Raw genomic sequence first — 21,822 nt, forward strand, 5'->3', positions numbered from 1 at the left:
AAACCCACCGGTTTTACTATTTCTCCTACACTTTAGGGGTACTGTCGGTACGGGAAATAAAACAAGCCAACATCATGAAGACAATAATGGTTCGCTCTGCGCTCAGCCAGCGATCGTTGCGTCTTTAACAGAGGAGTCTGCGGTATGGCATTCGTAACAACGAAAGACGGCGTCAATATTTACTACAAAGACTGGGGTCCGAAAGAGGCTCAGCCCATTGTTTTCCATCACGGCTGGCCATTGAGTGCCGATGACTGGGATAACCAGATGCTCTTCTTCCTTGCGGAAGGCTATCGCGTTATCGCAATCGACCGCCGTGGTCACGGGCGTTCGGACCAGGTCAGCGAAGGGCACGATATGGATCATTATGCGGCTGACGCGTCGGCCGTGGTTGAAAGCCTGGACCTGCACAATGCGGTGCACGTCGGCCACTCTACCGGCGGTGGCCAGGTGGCCCGCTATGTTGCGAAGTACGGCCAGCCGCAGGGGCGCGTTGCCAAAGCGGTGCTCGTGAGCGCCGTTCCACCGTTAATGGTGAAAACAGAAAACAACCCTGGCGGGACACCTGTAGAGGTTTTCGACGGCTTTCGTAAAGCGCTGGCCGCGAATCGCGCCCAGTTTTACCTCGACGTCGCCAGCGGTCCTTTTTATGGGTTTAACCGGGCGGGGGCCGAGGTTTCAGAGGGCACCATTCAGAACTGGTGGCGTCAGGGCATGATCGGCAGCGCCAGGGCCCACTATGAGGGAATTAAGGCGTTTTCAGAAACCGATCAGACAGAGGATTTGAAAACCATTACGGTTCCCGTTCTGGTGATGCAGGGGGATGACGATCAGGTCGTGCCTTATAAGAATGCCGCCCTTCTGCAGGATAAGTTGCTGGCGAACAGCGTACTGAAAATTTATCCGGGCTTCCCGCACGGGATGCATACCACCCACGCGGATACGATTAACGCGGATATTCTGGCCTTTATCCGTTCATAAACCTCGCCTTTCTTGCCGGGTGGCGCTACGCTTACCCGGCCTACATTCTGCAATAATATTAAGACGTTGCACGTTTCATTGTAAGCCTGTGCCAGCGAAACGCCGCCGGGCGCTAACGCTGTTTAGCCCGAGGGGATTACACACCGAGAGATACTGACTGGAGCTTTTTATGCATGAAAACTATACCGTAGTTGAAACCGTCCCCTCCGCAGAAGCGTTTTGCCGCCTTCGCGAAATCTCGGGTCTTAGCCCTCGTCCGCTGGAGGCAGCACGCAAAGCGCTGCCTGGCAGTTGTTATGGCATGCATATTTTGTGTGAGGGAAAACCCGTGGGTATGGGGCGAATCGTGGGAGACGGTGCGTTGAATTTTGATATTGTCGACGTCGCCGTTGACCCTCTTCATCAGGGAAAGGGGCTCGGTAGACTCATCATGGAAACTCTTGTGGCATGGCTGGATAACAATGCCTGTAGAGGGGCCTACGTTTGTTTAATGGCGGATGTCCCCGAGCTGTATTCTAAATTTGGCTTCACTCTCGTTCGCCCGGCAAGCGAAGGAATGGCCAGAATCTGGTAAAAGGCAACTCTGAGATAAGACAAAAGAAAAACCCCAGCTTAACGAGTAAGCTGGGGTTTATATCTGGCGGAAGCGCAGAGATTCGAACTCTGGAACCCTTTCGGGTCGCCGGTTTTCAAGACCGGTGCCTTCAACCGCTCGGCCACACTTCCTGAGTGAGGCGAACTATAAACACCTCACCGCATGCTGTAAAGAGTGGCTGCAATCGTTCGCTTTAAAATTAGCCAAAATGTGCTTAATCGGTTGAACTGACAACACATCGGCGATTTTATCAGCATAAAATTCAGCCCTCTCGCTTAGTGCTTTTTGATGTACATATCTTTTGTGAAATAGTACCCCAGCTTATCCGGCGTAAAGCCGCCCACCCACGGTTTCACCAGGTGCGTACGGACGTAGTGATAAACCGGAATGGCAGGCACATCACGCCCAAGCAGATCCTCTGCCTGCTGGTAGAACTTACCCCGCTCTGCCGGCGTTTTGGCCTTTGCGGCGTTGATCAAGGCTTGATCGTAGTCCGGGTTGCTGTACTGGCTGGTGTTTTCACTGTCGCCGGTACGGAAGTTGTTCAGGAAGGTCGCCGCGTCGTCGTAGTCGGCAATCCAGGCGTAGCGCACCGCGTCAAAGTTGTGGGTGTGCATGGTATCCAGCATGGTTTTCCACTCCTGATTTTGCAGCTTCGCGTCTACGCCGAGGTTTTTCTTCCACATAGAGCTGGCCGCAATCGCGATGCGCTGGTGCGATTCAGAGGTGTTATAGAGCAGGTTGAAGCTCAGAGGATGGCTTTCGTTATACCCGGCCTCGTTGAGCAGTTTTTTCGCCTCAGCAATACGCTTGTCCAGCGGCCAGCTGGCGTAATCCGGATTCTGCAGCTTGACCCCGCCGATGTCCGGCTGGCTAATCAGCCACGCCGGGCGCTGCCCCTGCCCCATCACCTTCTCAGCGATGATGTCTTTATCCAGCGCCATGTTCAGCGCCTTGCGCACGCGGGCATCGTTGAACGGCGGACGGGTGGTGTTGAATTCGTAGTAATAGGTCGCCAGCTGCGGGGAGACGTCCAGCTGGCTGCCCAGCGTTTTCTTCAACTGAGCAAACTGGTTAATGGGTACCGTATACACAATATCAATTTCGCCCGCTTTATAGCGGTTCACATCCGAGGCCTCGGAGGTGATCGGCAGATAGGTGACTTTGTTAATAACGGTATGCGCGTTATCCCAGTAGCGCGGGTTACGCTCCGCCACAATGCGTTCGTTGACCACCCACTGGGACAGCTTATACGCTCCGCTGCTGACGAAATGCTCCGGTTTGGTCCACTTTTCACCGAAACGGCCAATCAGCACTTTATCCACCGGCACCAGCGACGGGTGCGCCAGCATCGCCAGGAACGCCGCGTTGGGCTGGGTGAGCGTTACTTCCAGCGTGGTGTCGTTAATTGCTTTTACGCCCAGCGTGTCGGGGGATTTTTTCCCCTGAGCGATATCGGCCGCGTTGACGATATGCATGTTGCCGGGATAGCTGGCGTACGGTGAAACGGTTTTTGGATCAACCAGGCGCTGCCAGCTCCAGACCACATCCTCTGCGGTAATGGCCGTCCCGTCGCTCCAGGTGATGCCCTGACGTAAGTGGAACGTCCAGACGGTGTTGTCCTTGTTCTCCCATTTTTTAGCCAGCCGGGGTTGGATTTCTCCTGACGGGGAGACGCTCACCAGCCCTTCGAATAAATCGCTGATAATATTGAATTCGACATCGCTTTCGACTTTATGCGGGTCGAGCGAGGCCGGTTCGCTGCCATTGTTTCTGACCAGTTCCTGTTTTTCGGCCAGCGCTGTTCCTGCTGGCACGTTAGCCGCCCAGGTCGCCGTGCTGGCGCACAGGATCCCGGCAGTGAGTAAAGAGAGCGTAAAGCGCGTGCGTGTTTGTGGTTTCATTTCCTTCGCCTTATTGTCTGTTTTATGACGATCCGGAGATAACTCTTAGCGCCCGAAAGGCAATAACGCAATATTTTTCAGTAACCTATAAGAGGTTGATCTGGTAAATACTTTTAAACCGCCGTTCATACTGGTTACACATGCTTTTGCAGAAGAAACAACCACCTTCAGCGCTAACGTGCTGAGTAAAGATGGGTAAAACCACTTTGAGACTGGCGCGCCGTTTCCTATTCTTTCCGTTAATTACATCTGTCATAAGAGAGTGACTCATGGATCGTATAATTACTTCCTCACGCGACCGCACATCGCTACTCAGCACCCACAAGGTGCTGCGCAATACCTATTTCATGCTCAGCCTGACGCTGGCGTTTTCGGCTATCACCGCTACCGCCAGCACCGTGCTGATGCTGCCATCTCCGGGCCTGATCCTGACGCTGGTGGGGATGTACGGTCTGATGTTCCTGACCTACAAAACCGCTGATAAACCGGTCGGTATTCTTTCCGCGTTCGCCTTCACCGGCTTCCTGGGGTATATCCTGGGGCCGATCCTGAACGCGTATCTGTCTGCCGGTATGGGTGACGTGATTGGCATGGCGCTGGGCGGTACCGCGCTGGTGTTCTTCTGCTGCTCGGCCTACGTGCTGACCACGCGCAAGGATATGTCCTTCCTCGGCGGTATGCTGATGGCGGGCATCGTAGTGGTGCTGATTGGTATGGTGGCAAATATCTTCCTGCAGCTGCCTGCCCTGCACCTGGCGATTAGCGCGGTGTTTATCCTGCTGTCATCCGGCGCGATCCTGTATGAAACCAGCAACATTATTCACGGCGGTGAGACCAACTACATCCGCGCGACCGTGAGCCTGTATGTGTCGCTGTACAACATCTTCGTCAGCCTGCTGAGCATCCTGGGCTTCGCCAGCCGCGATTAAGCAGACCTGCTGAAACAAAAAGGAGAATGCCTCAGGCATTCTCCTTTTTTTATGCTCTAGTCACCTCGGCAAATATAGGTGGGATAGAGCCGGTCCTGTATGAGCCACACGGCGGGCGCAAGCTCGGAGATCGTCAGGTAATAGCGGGCTGTCGGCCTCGCAAAGCCTCCCCACTTTTCGTCCGGGGTATTGTCATTATGCCGACGCCAGGTTTTGGTGTAGCTCAACACGATAACGTTATCATCATCCCGTCGCGACCAGGTAAAATCCACATCCCTGTCAACGATCATGCCCCGGCCTTCAGCCATAGCTGCACCTTTGTACGTTGTTAAGCCGGTGCCGTCCCGATGAAAATAGAACTGGGCCACGGTATTGACCCGGACCTCATTCGCTTTTCCCTCGTTACGCGTAAAGTTAAATTCCGTACTGCAGGCCAGCGCATCACGCTTATATATGCCCCCGGAATAAATAAAGAGCGCCAGCGCGCCGCCAGCAAGCGCCCCACCCGCAGCAAACAGAAGTCTCATTTTCATTTTTCTGCCCCGCTTTTATAGCGAATGGTTTTGCACAGGCTGGTTTTATTGACCGGGCATGCACCAATAAACACTTCATCCGCAACTGCAAGGTTAAAGCGGGCGCTGAAATAGTAGATATTGTACGCTTCGCGCGCGCACGCCACGTTATTCGCCTCCAGCAGCACCGCCAGTTTCGAGAGCACCAGCGGCCGGCCATGATCGTTGATAAGCCAGATGCTACAGCCCGCTATTTTCTGCGCGACGGGCTTTGGCGTCATCGGTATAGCGATCTTCTGCTGCTGGTTAAACAGCAGGCCTAACCCCAGTGCTGATGCTAACAATGCCGCTGCCGAGGCGCCCCATTTAAGGGAAATACGCTGACGTTTTGCCTCTGGCGGCACGACGGAAGAGATCGGCTGTGCTTCAGCGGGTTGAACAATTTGCGCAGGCTGGCAAATCACATCGGCAACAAAACGGAATCCATACCGGGGTATCGTCACAATGAAATTATGATGTTCCCCAAGAGACTGGAAGCTTTTGCGTAATTCACTGACCGCTTTGTTGAGGTTATTTCCAGACGGCGTAAAGCCATACTCCTCCCAGACGCGCGTAATTAATTCCTCCCGACTCAGATCGTGCCCTTTATGACGAATAAACTCCTGTAAAAGGCGAACGGCTGGCGCCGAGAGCGTTAATACAGACTCCGGTTGACCAACAAGACTAATTGCATGTGCTTCAGGATCAAATAACAACGAATTATTGCATATAAAAAACATATTTCACTCTCAGCTATTACCGCAGGCTTTTTTATCCCTGTGACATCGGCAAGAAAATCGCTTCCTGAGCTGGTTCTTTTTTCATCAACAGGAATTTTCTTCCCATCCTGGGTAGCGGCATTTTCTTTTAACTATACAACTTTAAACCCAGCAAATCAGGATAAATCACTGTATATCAGCGGTTAACTAATACAAATTTTCACAACCTGCTGTTCTGGTTAAAGTTTCCCTGCCCTGAAGCGATACGAAAGCAGACGGTGTCCTGGTGTTAAAAACCGCACAAGAACTCAGAGCAGGCAGGCTGAATGTGAAACAGAAACAAAAAGTGAATATGACAACCGCGTTTTATGTCGCCGCGCTGTCGCTGTCATTTTTCTCAGAAATGACAAGGGCCAATATGAGCGTCTATCCAATGGAACTTAACGTGGATAGCGCCGGCGCAGCGCAAATAAAAGTGGCATCGAAAACGGATGATATTCAGTTCATTCGGGTGAGGCAAAAGAAAATTCTTAACCCCGGAACGGCCCAGGAAAAAGAGATTGACGTTGCTTCGTGGAAAGAAGGCGGCGTCGTGGTGACGCCCGATAAATTTGCCCTGGCGGCAGGCGCAATGCGCGTGGTGCGCCTTGTTTCACTGACGCCGCCGGAAAAAGAGACCACCTGGCGAGTCTATTTTGAAGGGGTTAAACAGCCGGACAGCATTATTCCCGGCCAGCCCGAAAGCACGGCAGCGACGGCAAAGCTTGGGGTCAATGTTATCTGGGGGGCGCTGGTACATCTGGCCCCTGCCACGGAGCGCGTTTCGCTGCATATCGATCCCGCACGGGGGACCGTCACCAACGCCGGCACCCTGCGCGTGCCGCTCAGGGAGATCGGTATTTGTCAGTCAGACGACGTCTGTAAATGGATTAAAGAAGACGCCACGATTTATCCGGATACCGAGCGGAAATTAAAAACGCTTAATCAGGTAAACGGCAAGAAATACAAATTCCGCTACTTCAACTGGGTGAAAAAAACCGCTGAAGAAGCTGACTTACCCGTCGTGCAATAACACGACGTCACTGTAAAAACCCTTGTGGTTTGTTTAAAGAGCCAGGGTGCTCATTTGTAAAATATGGAGATATCAATGCGTAAATTTATTAAACCTCTGATGATCGTTGCCGCGATGACCACATCTGCCAGCGCGCTGGCGATCCAGAAAGATATTACCGTCAACGCCAGCGTTGATTCACAGCTGGATATGACCCAGGCCGATAACACGCCGCTGCCAGCCAGCATCGACATGCAGTATCTGCCGGGTCGGGGCCTGGAAAGCTACCGCCTGAACACCAAGGTATGGTCCAACTCCGCTACCAGTAACGTCAAAGTACGCCTCGTTAGCGCAGCTAAGCTCACCAACACGGATGGGGATCAGATTGTACCGATGACGGTTCTTCTGGGTGATAAAACCCTGTCCACCACCGATGCCGAATTTACCGGAACCGAACTTTTCCCGGGCAGCATTGAAAACGGTTCTGCGGTTCTGCCTCTGACCATTTCCCAGACCACCAAAGGCATTCTGAAAACCGGCCAGTACAGCGGCGTTGTAAGCCTGATGCTGACTCAGGCGACCACCACGGAAGGCGGTGCGTAACACCATAGCACCTAAGGAATAACGTCAGAGGGCCCCGCCCTCTGACGTCAGGATGATGTCGAGGCTCGTTCATGGCGTTTCACAGAAATACTCTCCTTTTTGTTGCTTTATTACCCGCATCTGTCCACCTCGCCTGCGCTGAGATGGCCGTCCCGGCCGGATTCGAGGACCTGGCGAAAACGCAGCGCATGTGGACAGAGGTGAGCTTATACGGCGAGTCGCTTGGCCTTTTCGAAACCGATATCAATCTTGAAACGGTCAGTTTTGTCGCGCCTGAAACCGTGGTCGCGGCCATCAAACGTCAGTTTAACGACGATCCTGCCCTTATCGGCTCCGTTTCCGCAGCGTTGGCCGTTCCGCTTGCCCGTAACGGCAACCTGGCCTGCAGCAGCAACGGCTCCGCGACGGGGTGTGATTATCTTGAAACCCGCCGTGCGGCCATCATCTATGACGAAAACAATGCTCGCATAAACCTGTTTTTTGATAAGCGCTTTTTGCCAAAGCCCTCGGAGGAAAACCAGTGGTATCAGCCCACCAAGGACAGCGAAAACGCGTTGATTCATCAGCAAAATATCAATTTCGTTGCCGACAGTGATTATCAGTCTGCCACCGTTCAGGGCAACGGGGCGCTGGCGCTGACCCAGGACGGCTATCTTAACCTCGACTGGACCTGGCTGGGACAACGCTCGCGTCATCAGCAGCAGCAGGAAATGACCGTTAACAATGCCTGGTTCCGCCAGGATTTATGGCGTGAATATTATCTACAGATAGGCGAGATGGATACCCGCGACCTGTTCAGCAACGCCGGGGGGAATATTAACCTCAGCCAGCTGCCGCTGGGCAAAATTCGTGGCATGCGCGCGGGCTCGACCCGGGCATGGATCAACCCTATTCAGCAATCGAAGGGCACGCCCATTACGGTGCTGCTTTCGCACGATGCGCGTATCGACGCGCGCCGCGGCAAGGAGCTGCTGGCCAGCTTTTACCTCAATGCCGGGGCACAAACTCTGGATACCCGCGCGTTTCCGGATGGAAGCTATACCGTGACGCTGTCAGTTTACGAAAACAACCGCCTGACGCGTACCGAGCAGGTTCCGTTTACCCGTACGGGCATTACGCCATTCGACCGCGTCGAGTGGTTTATGCAGGCAGGGGAAACGGCTAATAACGATCGCAATGATGAACGCAGCCCGGTCACACAGGCGGGTATACGCCTGCCCGTCACCCCGACGCTGGCGCTGACCAGCGGCGCAACCGTCATGAAAAGGCAGCACTTCCTGGAAAATGCCCTCGACTGGAGCCGCGGCTTTAACGCGGGCCCGATCGACGGGGTATTAAGCACACGCTTTAGCTACCTCTACGGCAGCAAGGGCCAACGCGGCAATATTCAGCAAATCAGCTATAACGACGGGTTTTCGCTGAGCTTCTACCGCAACGCGTTATCCGCAGAAAATTGTGATACCCGCAGCGCAGGTTTTGACGCCGTCAACGGCTGTTATCGTAGCCTCTCGGTCATGTTCTCCGTGCCTGTCGGCTCGTGGTACGCCAACCTGGGGTATTCGGATAACCGCAACGAAGGGCGCTACGTTACGCGCCGGGAACTGCCTGACCATGACGATCGTCACGATGCCGGCCTGCCGTGGGAGCCGGTGTATATGACCCGCTCCCGCACGCAGGCCTGGCAGGGCGGGCTGAGTAATACCTTTAACGCGCGCGGTCTGAACATCAACAGCAGCATTAACCTGTTTATGCGCAACGACCACTCTCGCGACGGGAAAGACAAAGGCGGCTATCTGAGCGTTAGCCTCTCACTGGCGCATAAGCGTCAGGGTGATGCGTCAGGCTATACCTCGCTTGGTGCAACCTGGCAGCACCAGCAGCATCAGAAAAACCAGCTGAGCTACAACGTGGCGCACAACTGGTATGCCGACGCGCGCGGCGAGAATGAATACGGGCTGAGCGCGTCGGGGATTAACAGCGATTCGCTCAATGCCTCGGCGTATACGCGCCAGGGTGGACGTTTTGGTAACGCCAGCCTGACGGTGAGCGACGCATGGGACCGCCAGGATGGGCGCCATACGTTAAGCAGCAGCGGCAACTACAGCTCCACCCTCGCCCTGTCGCGCTCAGGGCTGTGGCTTGGCCGCTGGGGCGATGGACGCCCGGCTTCTGCCGTTGCGGTAAACGTGGCTACGCCTGAGGATTCCCGGGATTCACGCGTCGCCGTCTCGCTGGATAACGGCGGCACCGCGGATATCCCGGCCAACAGCCGTGCCCTTTTTGCGGTGCCGGGTTATCAGCCAACAACGCTGACGGTTAATGAGTCGCTGAACGTCTCATCAGGCGCAAGCAGTGAAATCACGCAGGGTTCCGGGAGCCGGACGCTCTTTATGGTGCCGGGCAAAATGCTTCGCCGGGACGTGCAAACCACCACCCGCTACACCTGGCTCGGCCAGCTCACTGACGAACATCATTCGCCGTTCGTGGGCGGCGTACCGCTGAACGTGAACGGCTGGAACGATCTCGGCAATGGCGGTTTCAGCGCCCAGAGCGACGCCCTGCTGCGCAACCTTTATCTGGTGCGTCAGCAGCAGTTTTATCAGTGTGAACTGAGCGTGAAAAGCATGCGCGACGTGGTGCGTTACGTCGGGTCGATCCCGTGTCGGGAACTCACTTTCTCCGCCCTGCCGGATTCGGTCCAGCACCAGGCGCAACTGATGCTCGCCGGGCGGAACGTGCCTACGGGGCCAACGGCCATGAATGCAGAGCACCTCACCAAAGGGAAATGATGTGAACAACTACCTCTTTATTTTACTTTTTTTGACGCTGTGGAGCTGTCAGACGCTGGCGGGCGTCCCTGCCGGAAGAAATTCCAGCGTAGGGATTAGCTACGATCGCGCGGTGCCGCCTGCGCGTTTTGATATCTGGGTCCATGAACCGAGCGGTTACGACACTATCGACCCGCAAAAGTGGGGACGCAACACCCTGACCTGCGAGTCCCGCACCGACCCGACGAACGGAGCGTGTATGACAGCGCCGGTCTGGTTTACCGCGAACCCGGCCGCCCCCTACGCCATTACGCTGCGTTTTACCCACACGTCGACAAATAAAACAGCAGATGTGAAGGTCTATGGGGAAAAACATATGTTTATCAACAACAAAGTTTTCACCTTTGCCAGCTTTGTCACCGGCGGTACCGGCGATCTCTCGGCCTGGAACCGGGAACCCTATTTTGATTTTTACATCGTTAAAGGCGAACTGGATAAGCTCGCCCAGCCGGGCATCTGGACCGCAACGCTGAAGCAGAACCTGCGCGAATGGGGAAGCGCCGACTGCGGGGGCAACTTTAACGATGTCAACGTCGGGTGTCCGGGCTACCTCACCATAGCCCGCTGGCAGGCGACGATACGCATTGAGGTGGTCGATCCGGGTAACCAGCAGATTTATCTGCCGGCGTTCCCCCACTCAACCCCGATGGTTAACCTCAATCTGACCAATTTTCCGGGGCGGCCCGGCGGCAGCGAAATCCAGGGCGAGAGCGCGCTGGATATGTGCCTGTATGACGGTAAAAACAGCGCCAGCACGCGCGTCTATCTGCGCTTTGAGGATGACGGTTTAGCGGCCACGGGCCGTACTGAGGGAGCGTTTTCCGTCAGACGACGCGGTGGAAGCCAGACCGAAGCACGGGATCGGCTCGATTATCAGGTTACGGTGATCAACCCGGTAACGGGCGCAGCAGAAACCGCGGCGAATGGCAAAACGCTGATCTGGCAGGGCACTAATGACCCGCAATATCTGCGTCAGGTTGTGCTGCCGGGTGGACGGGAGAGCGTACTTTGTGTCCCCGCCCCCATCATTCTGAAAACGCCCGCGTTTGCTGCCAGCAGCAAAAATGCCGGGGATTACACCGGCACCCTACGCGTTATCTATACGCCCAGTACCTTATAAAGAGGCCATCGTGAGTTACGCCATCCTCGACAACAATCGTTTTTATGCCGAAGGGTTGCGCTACGCCCTTCTGCGCCGTAACGCTCAGACGCAGGTTTCGAGCGGTACGGTAAAGTGGTGCCGTTCGCTGCTGGCCTGCGACACCCTCGTTGTTCGCTGCCGCTTTTCCGTCGCGGGGACGCATCTGGCGCTGGTCGACATTCTTCTGGAGCTGGAAGCCAGGCGCTGGGAAGGAACGGTGTATCTGGTATGCAATGAAAAAGGCTGGGCACTGGCTACCCATCTGCGAAAGCGGTTTGCCACGCTGACCTTATATATCATTGATGACCGGATTGCCGTTGCGGATGCGGCGTATCTGCTTGCCAGAGAGCCCCGCCGGGTGCGCACCCTGAATTGTTGCCTGACAGGCATGGAGTTCAACGTGCTCGACAGGCTGGTGAACGGACAATCGGTACGGCATGTCGCGCATATGACGCAGATGAGCGAAAAACAGGTATCGACGTATAAATGCAACGCGCTAAAAAAGCTTAATGCCAACAATCTGCTCCAGCTTCTTCTGTAGGTCGAGGTTTCTCACGCCGCCCCTTATTTGCTAGACTAGGGGCGTTTTTTACTTTATCGACAGAGCACTATGTTCATTTTTGCAGGCCAGGAAATTGAGACCGATAGCGAAGGCTATCTGAAAGACACCACGCTATGGAGCGAGCCGCTGGCGGAGAAAATCGCCGAAAACGAAGGTATCGCCCTCTCCCCCGAACACTGGGAGGTGGTCCGTTTTGTGCGCGAGTTTTATCTCGAGTTCAACACCTCTCCGGCGATCCGCATGCTGGTTAAAGCAATGGCCAACAAATTTGGCGAAGAAAAAGGCAACAGCCGCTATCTGTATCGCCTGTTCCCGAAGGGCCCGGCAAAACAGGCCACCAAAATTGCCGGCCTGCCTAAACCGGTGAAGTGTATTTAATACCGAATACCGAAGTTCACATATTCCCTGCCGGGTTGATGCGGTTCCGTTAAGACCTTATCAACCCGGGCGCTGCGCGGCCCGCCTGCTTTCAGCCACGCCATCAGTTTTTCAACCTGCTCCGCGTCGCCGCAGGCGACCACCTCAACGCTGCCGTCGTCCATATTTCGCGCGTATCCCGTTAGCCCAAGCGTCATCGCTTCGCGCTGGGTGCTGTAGCGGAACCCGACGCCCTGAACAAGGCCGTGGACCCAGGCAATGGTGCAGACTTTTGACATTTTTCTTCTCCTTAACGTAGCGTTTTCGGTAAACAGCCATAGTGCTGCCGGAAACGGGCGGTGAAACGAGAGCTGGAAAGATACCCACATTGTAATGCGATTTCACCGATCGGTAAGCGAGTCGACTGTAACTGTGACAGCGCCACGGCCATTCTCACCTCCTCCACGATCTGCCGAAACGCTCAACGACATCCGCAGATGATTGCGCCTGGCTGAATGTGCTACTCTACGCGCCATTTCCCTGAAATCGACAGAACAGCAAATTATGAGTGTACGTTTAGTGTTAGCCAAAGGGCGCGAGAAGTCATTACTGCGCCGTCATCCCTGGGTCTTTTCCGGCGCGGTTGCCCGTATGGAAGGCAAAGCCAGCCTCGGTGAAACCATTGATATTGTTGACCATCAGGGGAAATGGTTAGCGCGAGGCGCTTACTCGCCAGCGTCTCAGATCCGCGCACGCGTCTGGACCTTCGATAAAGACGAAACCATCGACATTGACTTCTTCGTCCGCCGCCTGCAGCAGGCGCAGCAGTGGCGCGAGTGGCTGGCAAAGCGCGACGGGCTGGACAGCTATCGCCTGATTGCCGGTGAGTCCGACGGCCTGCCGGGCGTGACCATCGATCGCTTCGGCAACTTCCTGGTGCTGCAGCTCCTCAGCGCCGGGGCGGAATACCAGCGTGCCGCGCTGATTAGCGCCTTGCAAACCCTGTTCCCGGAATGCGCTATTTACGACCGCAGCGACGTGGCGGTGCGCAAAAAAGAGGGCATGGAGCTGACGCAGGGCCCGGTCACGGGTGAGCTGCCGCCTGCCCTGCTGCCGATTGAAGAGCACGGCATGAAGCTGCTGGTGGATATTCAGGGCGGGCACAAAACGGGTTACTACCTTGACCAGCGCGACAGCCGCCTGGCTACGCGTCAGTACGTTGCCGACAAACGCGTGCTGAACTGCTTCTCCTACACCGGCGGTTTTGCCGTTTCGGCGCTGATGGGCGGCTGTGCCCAGGTGGTCAGCGTGGATACCTCGCAGGAAGCGCTGGACGTGGCAAAACAGAACGTCGAGCTGAACAAACTGGACTTGAGCAAAGCCGAATTTATACGCGACGACGTCTTCAAGCTGCTGCGTAAATATCGCGATCAGGGCGAGAAGTTCGACGTCATCGTGATGGATCCGCCAAAGTTTGTGGAAAACAAAAGCCAGCTGATGGGCGCCTGCCGTGGGTATAAGGATATCAACATGCTGGCGATCCAGCTGCTGAACCCGGGCGGGGTGCTGCTCACCTTCTCCTGCTCCGGGCTGATGACCACCGATTTATTCCAAAAAATCATCGCCGATGCCGCAATAGATGCTGGTCGTGATGTACAATTTATAGAGCAGTTCCGTCAGGCAGCCGATCACCCCGTGATTGCTACCTACCCGGAAGGACTGTATCTGAAAGGGTTTGCCTGTCGCGTCATGTAACTTGAAAAGAGAAATATTGCCCGCACTTAATGTGTAAGTCGTATTTCCCGGGAGGTGACTATGATTGCCAGCAAATTCGGTATCGGCCAGCAGGTCCGCCACACTTTGCTTGGGTATTTGGGTGTGGTCGTGGATATCGACCCGGAGTATTCCCTTGATGAACCGTCAGCGGACGAACTGGCGGTGAACGCAGAGCTTCGCGCTGCACCCTGGTACCATGTGGTGATGGAAGGTGACGACGGACAACCCGTACATACCTACCTTGCCGAAGCGCAGCTGAGTAGCGAGCTGCAGGAAGAGCATCCGGAACAACCCACAATGGATGAACTTGCTCAGACTATCCGCAAACAGTTACAGGCTCCGCGCCTGCGGAACTAAGCGTGTAAAAAAAGCCCGATGAACGGGCTTTTTTTTTATTACTTCGCCAGCCCCAGACGGGGGATATCGATTGCCGGACAGCGATCCATAACCACCTTCAATCCCGCATCCCGCGCCAGCACGGCAGCCTGCTCGTTAATCACGCCCAGCTGCATCCACAATGTTTTCGCCCCGACGGCAATCGCGTCCTGCGCTACTTCCCACGCCGCCTCGGAATTACGGAAGACATCGACCATATCAATTTTTTCCGGCACGTCAGCGAGCGTGGCATAACCCTGCTGGCCCAGTAAGGTTTTACCCGCCACTTTTGGCGACACCGGGATGACGTGATAGCCCTGATCGAGAAGGTATTTCATCACCCGATAGCTGGGACGGTCGGGTTTATCGCTCGCGCCCACCAGCGCAATGGTACGCGTGGATGTCAGAATCTCGGCAATATCGTTCTCTTTCATGGTTTTTCTCCTGGCTTTTTTAAAAGTGTACGCCAAAGCGCACATCTCAACCATCCATCCCATACAGATGTATGAGGGCAAAACGGCAAAATATGTCTATATGTTAGTAAACGTGATTATCGAAAGATTTAGATACATTAATGCGGCGACAGTATCTCTGACGGGAGCCTTCTATGAAAACCGGTTTTGCCACTGCTCTGATTGCGTTAGTGATGCCGGTTTGCGTTTTTGCCACCACGCTTCGGCTCTCTGGCGACATTGATCTCCTGGTTCTGGACGGGAAAAAGGTTTCCAGCTCGTTATTGCGCGGGGCTGACAGCATTGAGTTAGATAACGGGCCGCATCAGCTGGTGTTCCGGGTCGAAAAAGCGATCGGCCTGACTAACCATGAGCAGCGGATGTACATCTCTCCGCCGCTGATTATCAGCTTTAATACCCGGCAAATCAGTCAGGTGAACATAACCCTGCCTCGCCTTGAAACGGAGAAGGAATCAGCGGCCTTCGACGCCTCGCCACGCGTTGAGCTGCTGGACGGGAATGCAATGCCGATCCCGGTCAAGCTGGATATTCTGGCGTTGACCAGCGCCACAAAAAGCCCGGACTACGAGGCCGCAACGCAGGTCTATAACAAAGCCGGCAAACGCGCCTCCCTTCCGCAGTTTGCCACCATGATGGCGGACGACAGTACGCTGCTATCCGGCGTCTCGGAACTGGACGTCATTCCGCCGCAGTCCCAGAGCCTGACGGAACAGCGCCTTAAATTCTGGTTCCAGCAGGCCGATCCCGACACGCGGGCCCGGTTTTTACAGTGGGCAAAGCAACAACCTTCATCTTAAGCCACATTTTTTACGCCTTTCTCTTGCAGCGTCAGACGGTTCCCGTCATCGTGTAGTCAGTTAACCTGATGGATATGATTATGGAACTGACAACACGCACGCTGCCTGAACGCAAACACATTGCGCTGGTGGCGCACGATCACTGTAAACAAATGCTGCTTAACTGGGTTCGCCGCCATCAGCCGCTGCTGGAAAAGCACGCCCTGTCGGCGACCGGCACTACCGGTAACCTGATCCAGCGCGAAACGGGTCTGGAGGTGAATGCGATGCTGAGCGGCCCGATGGGCGGCGATCAGCAGGTCGGGGCGCAGATTTCCGAAGGGAAAATTGATGTGCTGATCTTCTTCTGGGATCCGCTGAATGCGGTTCCGCACGATCCGGATGTCAAAGCGCTGCTGCGTCTGGCAACGGTGTGGAATATTCCGGTGGCGACGAACCTGTCAACGGCGGATTTTATCATTGAATCACCGCAGTTTAACTCGCCGGTTGAGATCCTTATTCCGGACTATCAGCGCTATCTTTCCGAGAGACTGAAGTAGCTTTTTTTGCCGGGTGGCGGCTACGTCTACCCGGCCTGGAAATCTTGCCTGACGCCGTTATGGCTTCCGCGCCACCGGCACGTCAATACTCTTCAATATATCGACAAACACGGATGGCTCCTCTTTATTGAACAGCAGCCACACGCGGTGACGCGCGCGGGTGATGGCCACGTACAGCAAACGCCGCTCTTCGGCATCCGGGAAGTCTTCCGGCACCGGCAGCAGGGCCTCTTCCATGACCGACTCGCGGGCCGGAGCCGGGAATCCGTCGCTGCCCTCCTTCAGCCCCACCACAATCACATAATCGGCCTGCTGCCCTTTGCTGGCGTGAATGGTCATAAATTCAAGCTGCAGTTTCGGCCAGCGGGTAGCGGCTTTTTCCAGCGCAGCAGGCTTAAGGTGATGATAACGCGCCAGCACCAGGATACGTTCATCGGGTTTCGCATAGCCGCTGAGCTTGTCCAGCAGCGGCTCCAGCTGGTCATCCGCCAGCAGGGTGACCGCTTTTTTATCCCCTGCCCGCAGGCTGTTTAGCGGCTTGGCCAGCTGGTGCGGGTTCTGCTGGATAAAGCGGTTGGCGATCTCACCAATCCGTGAATTGAAGCGGTAGGTCGTGTCCAGATCGCTACGGTCGCCTTCGCCAAAATAGTGGTGGAAGGCGGTCGTCAGCGAGAGCTGCGCCCCGCTGAAACGGTAGATGGCCTGCCAGTCGTCCCCCACCGCGAACAGCGAGGTATGTTTATTTTGCGCCCGCAGCGCCGAGAGCAGTGCCGCACGCTGGGGTGAGATATCCTGGAACTCATCCACCAGAATATGCTTCCACGGGCTGACAAAGCGCCCCTTCTCCAGAATGACGATCGCCTGATGTATAAGACCGGAGAAATCAACGGCATTTTCCTCTTTCAGCGCGGTTTTCCAGGCTTTCAATAGCGGAGCCATCAGCTTGACCCGTTTTGAAAACAGATCGCGGATCGCCTCCGGCGCGCTTTCAATCATCTCTGCCTGCGAGCCGCCGTGCATCCGCATCAGGCTGACCCAGCGGTCAAGACGCGAGCCGATCCGACGCGCCAGTTTTTCATCCTGCCAGAAGCTGCCCTCCGGCACCTCCCAGTTGAGTTCCTCTTCCAGCCATTGACGCCACCCTTTCGCCTGCGCCTTTTTCTCACTGCACTGCTGACGCCACGTTTTAATAAACAACGCCTGTCGCGCCTGCGCGTCGTTTTCCAGTTTACTGATGGCTGGCACTTTTTTACTGCCCTGCTGAATGATATGCAGCGCGAGGGCATGGAAGGTTCTGGCGGTAATATCCCGGGTGTGCAGCCTTTCCTGGATGCGTTCGTCCATCTCCTGTGCCGCCTTACGGCCAAAAGCCAGAAGCAGGATCTGATCGGCAACGGCCTCTCCGGTGGTGAGAAGCCAGCCCGCACGCGCCACCAGCACCGACGTTTTACCGCTTCCGGCCCCCGCCAGCACCAGCAGCGACTGCTCGCCGTTCACCACCGCACGCGCCTGAGCAGGGTTGAGCGGTGAAGACTCCACCGTACTGAAAAAGTCGGCGTATTGGGTGAGCATGGCGTCCGTCCAGGCCTGGTTATGCGCCAGCCGGCTTTTATCCATATCGTTCAGCCAGGCCTGGCACTGACGCCAGGCATCGCGACAATTGTCGAACTCATCAAGACGCGTCACGGAGAGCGGCAGCGCCGAAAGTGCCTGTCGAATCTTTTGCTGCAGACCGGCGGTCTGCTGGCGCGTCAGCCACGTTTGCTGCGCGTTGCTTTGCGCGATATCGTCCAGCACCTGCTGCAGCACCTGAGCGGCAATCACGCTCATGTCGTGGCTCCACTGCTGCCAGAGCGCGTTCAGGTGATGGTGGAAACGCTGGGTTTCCGCCCACTCGGTACCGTGAAGGCGCACGACTTTGTCGTCAGGCAGAACGAACTCGAGCTCGCCCCACACCAGCCCGCGCTTGCAGTGAATAGCCAGAAGCTGATTAAACGGAATAAGGTATTCGTGGCGTTCTCCGGAGACTTTAACCCCGGCGTTGAGCAGAACAACTCTGTCATAGGGGTGTTGCGCCAGGCGTTTGCCTAAAGAAGTTGCTTTCAGTTCCATGTCCCGCCAAATCCACGAAGAGATAATTTACCTGACAGTTTAACTGCCAGTTTTAAGGTGCTCCAGCCTAAAAAAACGTTACAATCATTGGGCGTTAATTTATCGAAAGGAAGTGAGGGTTTATGCGTACCGTTCTGAATGTGTTGAATTTTGTGCTGGGCGGTTTTGCCACCACCCTTTCCTGGCTTTTTGCCACGCTGGTGAGCATCGTCCTGATCTTCACCCTTCCCCTGACCCGTTCCTGCTGGGAAATCACGAAACTCTCGTTCATCCCCTACGGTAATGAAGCTATCCACGTTAACGAGCTGAACCCGGAGAGCAAGAGCGCCCTGATGAATACAGGGGGAACTTTGCTGAACATTCTGTGGCTGATTTTCTTCGGCTGGTGGCTGTGCATCATGCATATTTTTGCCGGTATTGCGCAGTGCATCTCAATAATTGGTATTCCGGTCGGGCTCGCGAACTTTAAGATCGCCGCCATCGCCCTTTGGCCCGTCGGGCGCAGGGTGGTTCCGGTCGAAGTGGCCCAGGCGGCGCGTGAAGCGAACGCACGTCGTCGTTTTCAGTAAATAAGGGCTGGCCGCGTTTATGCTAAGTCCACTGCTTCGCCGTTATACCTGGAACAGCGCCTGGCTCTACAACGTCAGGATATTTATCGCGCTTTGCGGCACGGCTGCCCTGCCGTGGTGGCTGAATGATGTCAAGCTCACCATCCCCCTCACGCTGGGGGTGGTGGCCGGAGCGCTGGCGGATCTGGACGATCGCCTGGCCGGGCGTTTGCGGAATCTGGTCATTACGCTCGTCTGTTTTTTTATCGCCTCCGCGTCCGTTGAGTTACTTTTCCCCTGGCCGTGGCTGTTTGCCCTTGGCCTTACACTCTCCACCAGCGGGTTTATTTTGCTGGGCGGTCTGGGGCAGCGCTATGCCACTATCGCCTTTGGGGCCCTGCTGATCGCCATCTACACCATGCTGGGCGTTTCCCTGTACGACCAGTGGTATCAGCAGCCTGTGCTGCTGCTGTTGGGCGCCATCTGGTATAACCTGCTGACGTTAACCGGCCACCTAATCTTCCCGGTTCGTCCTCTGCAGGATAACCTTGCCCGCAGCTATGAGCAGCTAGCCCATTATCTGGAACTGAAATCCCGGCTGTTCGACCCGGATATTGAGGAAGAAAGCCAGGCGCCGCTTTACGATCTGGCGCTGGCAAACGGCCAGCTGGTCGCCACCCTTAACCAGACGAAAGCCTCGCTGCTTACCCGTCTGCGCGGGGATCGCGGCCAGCGCGGCACGCGCAGAACCTTGCACTACTATTTTGCCGCTCAGGACATTCATGAGCGCGCCAGCTCCTCACACGTTCAGTATGCCGCCCTGCGCGAGAAGTTCCGCTACAGCGACGTCATGTTCCGCTTTCAGCGCCTGCTGTCCATGCAGTCACAGGCATGCCAGCAGCTCGCGCGCTCCATTCTTTTGCGCACGCCCTATCAGCACGACTCCCGCTTCGAACGCGTGTTTAGCCATCTTGATGCGGCGCTCGACCGCGTGCAGGCCAGCGGAACGTCACCGGAACAGATCAAAGCGCTGGGTTTTCTGCTCAACAACCTGCGGGCGATTGATGCTCAGTTGGCGACGATTGAGTCCGAGCAGGCGATGGCACTGCCGGGCAGCGAGGTGGATAACCAGCTTGCAGATGACAGCGTGCACAGCGTGAGCGATATGTGGCTAAGGCTGAGCCGCAACTTCACGCCGGAGTCGGCGCTGTTTCGTCACGCGGTGCGAATGTCCCTGGTCTTATGCGTGGGGTATGCTTTTATCCAGATAACCGGTTTGCACCACGGCTACTGGATCCTGCTGACCAGCCTGTTTGTCTGTCAGCCGAACTATAACGCCACCCGACACCGCCTGGCATTGCGTATTATCGGCACCCTGGTCGGCGTCGCCATTGGCCTTCCGGTGCTCTATTTCGTGCCGTCCATTGAAGGACAGCTGATCCTGATCGTGATCACCGGCGTGCTGTTCTTCGCGTTTCGCAACGTGCAGTACGCCCATGCCACAATGTTCATCACGCTGCTGGTTCTGCTCTGCTTTAACCTGCTGGGTGAAGGGTTCGAGGTCGCCCTGCCCCGCGTACTCGATACCCTGATTGGCTGCGCTATCGCCTGGGCCGCCGTCAGCTTTATCTGGCCGGACTGGCGTTTCCGTAATCTACCGCGCGTGTTAGACAGGGCTATGAACGCCAACTGCCGATACCTGGACGCCATCCTTGAGCAGTATCATCAGGGCCGCGATAACCGCCTGGCTTACCGGATAGCGCGCCGCGATGCGCACAACAGCGATGCGGAACTGGCCTCGGTGGTCTCTAACATGTCAACGGAGCCTCGCGCCACGGCCGAGATTCGTGAGACGGCTTTCCGGCTGCTCTGCCTGAACCATACCTTCACCAGCTATATTTCCACGCTGGGCGCCCACCGCGAAAAACTCACCAACCCGGGCATCCTCAATCTGCTGGATGACGCGGTCTGTTATGTCGATGATGCACTGCATCACCGGCCAGCCGATGAACCGCGCGTGAGACAGGCGCTGGATGAACTTACCCAACGTATTGCGCATCTTGAGCCCGGTAACGACAGCAAAGCGCCTCTGGTGTTACAGCAGATTGGCCTGCTCATCGCCCTGCTGCCAGAAATTTGCCGGCTGCAACAGCAAATCGCTACCTGGAGGAGTGATTCTCCAGTGGCTCAGGCAGCGCATTAAACCACTCCGTCAACTCCCGGCGAATGCCGGCCGGGAGTGCCGCCTCATGCAGCCCCTCGATCGCCCCTTCCAGCGCGAATAGCACTTTGATACTCAGCGCTTTATTTTTCGCCCGCATCTTCAGCCAGCTCTCCCTTGCGCCAAGCGCCCGCAGTGTTTCTTCGTTGGTGATGCCCGCTTCAAAGAGCAGCACTTCCAGCTGAAAGGTCAGGTTTGGCAGGTCCTTAAGTCGATTGCGCTGATGCCGCTGGTAACGCTCTTTTCTTGCCGCATTAAGTGCGAAAGTGGAGAGCTGAAGCAGACGCTCCCTGTCCTGCCATAGCCCGTCATCCACCCGGTAATAGTTGAGAAGCACCGGACGGCCCCGCTTCATCAGGGTCAAAAAAGACGCGGCATTTTTCACACAGTATTTCGCACTTTCTTCACAGGCACGGAGGTAGAGCTCACCTTCTGACACCATGGCAAAAACCGCATCATCCACTGCCAGGGTATAGCCCCCGAACAGCGCGCGATGATGAATTTCACCCAGTGGTGACAGGTATTCCTGGGATTTATAAATCCGTTCATAAGATATCTTTTTCATGATATTTCCCTTCAAAATCATAAAGTAACAACGAAATTTCTTACTAGCGGATCCGTTAGCAGGAAAATAGGCAACTTAGCGTCGTTGAGCAAGATGATTTTTCGAAGGGCATCAACATTGAATGAATTTTGCGAGTCGCTTTCCGAAAATGAGGTTGATCTTTATGCATACAGGGGTTACTGTATATCCATACAG

General features: G+C 55.6%; 22 protein-coding genes, 1 tRNA gene and 1 pseudogene. 15 read left to right on the forward strand and 9 right to left on the reverse strand.

The features are described from left to right. Nucleotides 1-144 precede the first annotated feature (144 nt). Together A6013_RS02965 and A6013_RS02970 are read left to right on the forward strand one after the other, a co-directional pair. The gene (locus tag A6013_RS02965; protein ID WP_048999094.1) at nucleotides 145-981 is read left to right on the forward strand and encodes an alpha/beta fold hydrolase; all 837 of its coding nucleotides are present in this window, start codon (nucleotides 145-147) and stop codon (nucleotides 979-981) included. Between the two features lie 169 nt (nucleotides 982-1,150). Next, nucleotides 1,151-1,555, forward strand: a complete 405-nt coding sequence (locus A6013_RS02970) for a GNAT family N-acetyltransferase (RefSeq protein ID WP_047368238.1) — start codon at nucleotides 1,151-1,153, stop codon at nucleotides 1,553-1,555. 64 nt (nucleotides 1,556-1,619) lie between these two features. On the opposite strand, the gene A6013_RS02975 is transcribed toward A6013_RS02970, so the two are convergent. Both A6013_RS02975 and A6013_RS02980 read right to left on the reverse strand, forming a co-directional pair. Beyond that, a tRNA-Ser gene (locus A6013_RS02975) sits at nucleotides 1,620-1,707 on the reverse strand. A gap of 144 nt (nucleotides 1,708-1,851) precedes the next feature. After that, complete coding sequence (locus tag A6013_RS02980; protein WP_069732524.1) at nucleotides 1,852-3,480, reverse strand: ABC transporter substrate-binding protein; 1,629 nt, start codon at nucleotides 3,478-3,480, stop codon at nucleotides 1,852-1,854. A 269-nt stretch (nucleotides 3,481-3,749) separates the two neighbouring features. Here A6013_RS02980 and yccA point away from each other — a divergent pair, with 269 nt between their 5' ends. Beyond that, nucleotides 3,750-4,409: an FtsH protease modulator YccA gene (gene yccA, locus A6013_RS02985; protein ID WP_013097244.1), complete on the forward strand. Its 660-nt coding sequence runs from the start codon at nucleotides 3,750-3,752 to the stop codon at nucleotides 4,407-4,409. Nucleotides 4,410-4,465: 56 nt separating this feature from the next. Here yccA and A6013_RS02990 read toward each other — a convergent pair whose 3' ends face one another. Together A6013_RS02990 and A6013_RS02995 are read right to left on the reverse strand one after the other, a co-directional pair. Next, nucleotides 4,466-4,942, reverse strand: a complete 477-nt coding sequence (locus tag A6013_RS02990) for a hypothetical protein (RefSeq protein ID WP_047368236.1) — start codon at nucleotides 4,940-4,942, stop codon at nucleotides 4,466-4,468. Further along, nucleotides 4,939-5,700 (reverse strand): winged helix-turn-helix domain-containing protein, encoded by a 762-nt coding sequence (locus A6013_RS02995; protein ID WP_069732525.1) that lies wholly within the window; start codon nucleotides 5,698-5,700, stop codon nucleotides 4,939-4,941. The genes A6013_RS02990 and A6013_RS02995 overlap by 4 nt, the downstream gene beginning before the upstream one ends. A gap of 331 nt (nucleotides 5,701-6,031) precedes the next feature. Between A6013_RS02995 and A6013_RS03000 the strand changes: the two genes are divergently transcribed. The 6 genes from A6013_RS03000 (at nucleotide 6,032) to tusE (ending at nucleotide 12,242) form a co-directional block, all read left to right on the forward strand. After that, nucleotides 6,032-6,751: a fimbrial protein gene (locus A6013_RS03000; protein ID WP_180216731.1), complete on the forward strand. Its 720-nt coding sequence runs from the start codon at nucleotides 6,032-6,034 to the stop codon at nucleotides 6,749-6,751. A gap of 75 nt (nucleotides 6,752-6,826) precedes the next feature. Continuing rightward, entirely contained in the window at nucleotides 6,827-7,333 is a 507-nt protein-coding gene (locus tag A6013_RS03005; RefSeq protein ID WP_028012615.1) for a CS1 type fimbrial major subunit, read from the forward strand. A gap of 71 nt (nucleotides 7,334-7,404) precedes the next feature. Beyond that, nucleotides 7,405-10,122: a TcfC E-set like domain-containing protein gene (locus A6013_RS03010; RefSeq protein ID WP_069732527.1), complete on the forward strand. Its 2,718-nt coding sequence runs from the start codon at nucleotides 7,405-7,407 to the stop codon at nucleotides 10,120-10,122. 1 nt (nucleotide 10,123) lies between these two features. Then, nucleotides 10,124-11,281, forward strand: coding sequence for a CfaE/CblD family pilus tip adhesin (locus tag A6013_RS03015; protein WP_069732528.1), 1,158 nt, complete (start codon nucleotides 10,124-10,126; stop codon nucleotides 11,279-11,281). Nucleotides 11,282-11,291: 10 nt separating this feature from the next. After that, on the forward strand, nucleotides 11,292-11,843 hold the full coding sequence (locus tag A6013_RS03020) for a LuxR C-terminal-related transcriptional regulator (protein ID WP_047368231.1): 552 nt from the start codon (nucleotides 11,292-11,294) through the stop codon (nucleotides 11,841-11,843). A gap of 69 nt (nucleotides 11,844-11,912) precedes the next feature. Next, the gene (gene tusE / locus A6013_RS03025) at nucleotides 11,913-12,242 is read left to right on the forward strand and encodes a sulfurtransferase TusE (protein WP_028012611.1); all 330 of its coding nucleotides are present in this window, start codon (nucleotides 11,913-11,915) and stop codon (nucleotides 12,240-12,242) included. On the opposite strand, the gene yccX is transcribed toward tusE, so the two are convergent. Together yccX and A6013_RS27810 are read right to left on the reverse strand one after the other, a co-directional pair. Continuing rightward, nucleotides 12,239-12,520 (reverse strand): acylphosphatase, encoded by a 282-nt coding sequence (yccX, locus tag A6013_RS03030; protein ID WP_048999181.1) that lies wholly within the window; start codon nucleotides 12,518-12,520, stop codon nucleotides 12,239-12,241. The genes tusE and yccX overlap by 4 nt on opposite strands. 11 nt (nucleotides 12,521-12,531) lie before the next feature. After that, nucleotides 12,532-12,763, reverse strand: a pseudogene (locus A6013_RS27810) (helix-turn-helix transcriptional regulator); the annotation flags it as partial. A 22-nt stretch (nucleotides 12,764-12,785) separates the two neighbouring features. On the opposite strand from A6013_RS27810, the gene rlmI reads away from it, so the two are divergent. After that, a complete protein-coding gene (gene rlmI / locus A6013_RS03035; protein ID WP_045261702.1) occupies nucleotides 12,786-13,976 on the forward strand; it encodes a 23S rRNA (cytosine(1962)-C(5))-methyltransferase RlmI in 1,191 nt (396 codons plus the stop codon). Between the two features lie 60 nt (nucleotides 13,977-14,036). Further along, complete coding sequence (gene hspQ / locus A6013_RS03040) at nucleotides 14,037-14,354, forward strand: heat shock protein HspQ (RefSeq protein WP_008499919.1); 318 nt, start codon at nucleotides 14,037-14,039, stop codon at nucleotides 14,352-14,354. Nucleotides 14,355-14,392: 38 nt separating this feature from the next. Here the strand turns inward: hspQ and A6013_RS03045 are convergent, their stop codons facing one another. Beyond that, nucleotides 14,393-14,806 carry a CoA-binding protein gene (locus A6013_RS03045; protein WP_028012609.1) on the reverse strand — a complete coding sequence of 138 codons (414 nt, stop codon included), beginning with the start codon at nucleotides 14,804-14,806 and terminating at the stop codon, nucleotides 14,393-14,395. 173 nt (nucleotides 14,807-14,979) lie between these two features. On the opposite strand from A6013_RS03045, the gene A6013_RS03050 reads away from it, so the two are divergent. Together A6013_RS03050 and mgsA are read left to right on the forward strand one after the other, a co-directional pair. Then, on the forward strand, nucleotides 14,980-15,642 hold the full coding sequence (locus A6013_RS03050) for a DUF2057 family protein (protein WP_069732529.1): 663 nt from the start codon (nucleotides 14,980-14,982) through the stop codon (nucleotides 15,640-15,642). An 80-nt stretch (nucleotides 15,643-15,722) separates the two neighbouring features. Further along, nucleotides 15,723-16,181 (forward strand): methylglyoxal synthase, encoded by a 459-nt coding sequence (gene mgsA / locus A6013_RS03055; protein WP_041912035.1) that lies wholly within the window; start codon nucleotides 15,723-15,725, stop codon nucleotides 16,179-16,181. Nucleotides 16,182-16,238: 57 nt separating this feature from the next. On the opposite strand, the gene helD is transcribed toward mgsA, so the two are convergent. Next, nucleotides 16,239-18,293: a DNA helicase IV gene (gene helD, locus A6013_RS03060; RefSeq protein WP_069732530.1), complete on the reverse strand. Its 2,055-nt coding sequence runs from the start codon at nucleotides 18,291-18,293 to the stop codon at nucleotides 16,239-16,241. Nucleotides 18,294-18,415: 122 nt separating this feature from the next. On the opposite strand from helD, the gene A6013_RS03065 reads away from it, so the two are divergent. Beyond that, nucleotides 18,416-18,862 (forward strand): YccF domain-containing protein, encoded by a 447-nt coding sequence (locus A6013_RS03065; RefSeq protein WP_041910601.1) that lies wholly within the window; start codon nucleotides 18,416-18,418, stop codon nucleotides 18,860-18,862. Nucleotides 18,863-18,881: 19 nt separating this feature from the next. Beyond that, the gene (gene yccS, locus A6013_RS03070; protein WP_041910602.1) at nucleotides 18,882-21,044 is read left to right on the forward strand and encodes a YccS family putative transporter; all 2,163 of its coding nucleotides are present in this window, start codon (nucleotides 18,882-18,884) and stop codon (nucleotides 21,042-21,044) included. Here yccS and A6013_RS03075 read toward each other — a convergent pair. After that, entirely contained in the window at nucleotides 21,001-21,627 is a 627-nt protein-coding gene (locus A6013_RS03075; RefSeq protein WP_041910603.1) for a TfoX/Sxy family DNA transformation protein, read from the reverse strand. The genes yccS and A6013_RS03075 overlap by 44 nt on opposite strands. Nucleotides 21,628-21,822 lie beyond the last annotated feature (195 nt).

Origin of the sequence: Enterobacter sp. IF2SW-B1 (assembly GCF_001743375.1) — a bacterium.
Lineage (GTDB): Bacteria > Pseudomonadota > Gammaproteobacteria > Enterobacterales > Enterobacteriaceae > Enterobacter > Enterobacter bugandensis.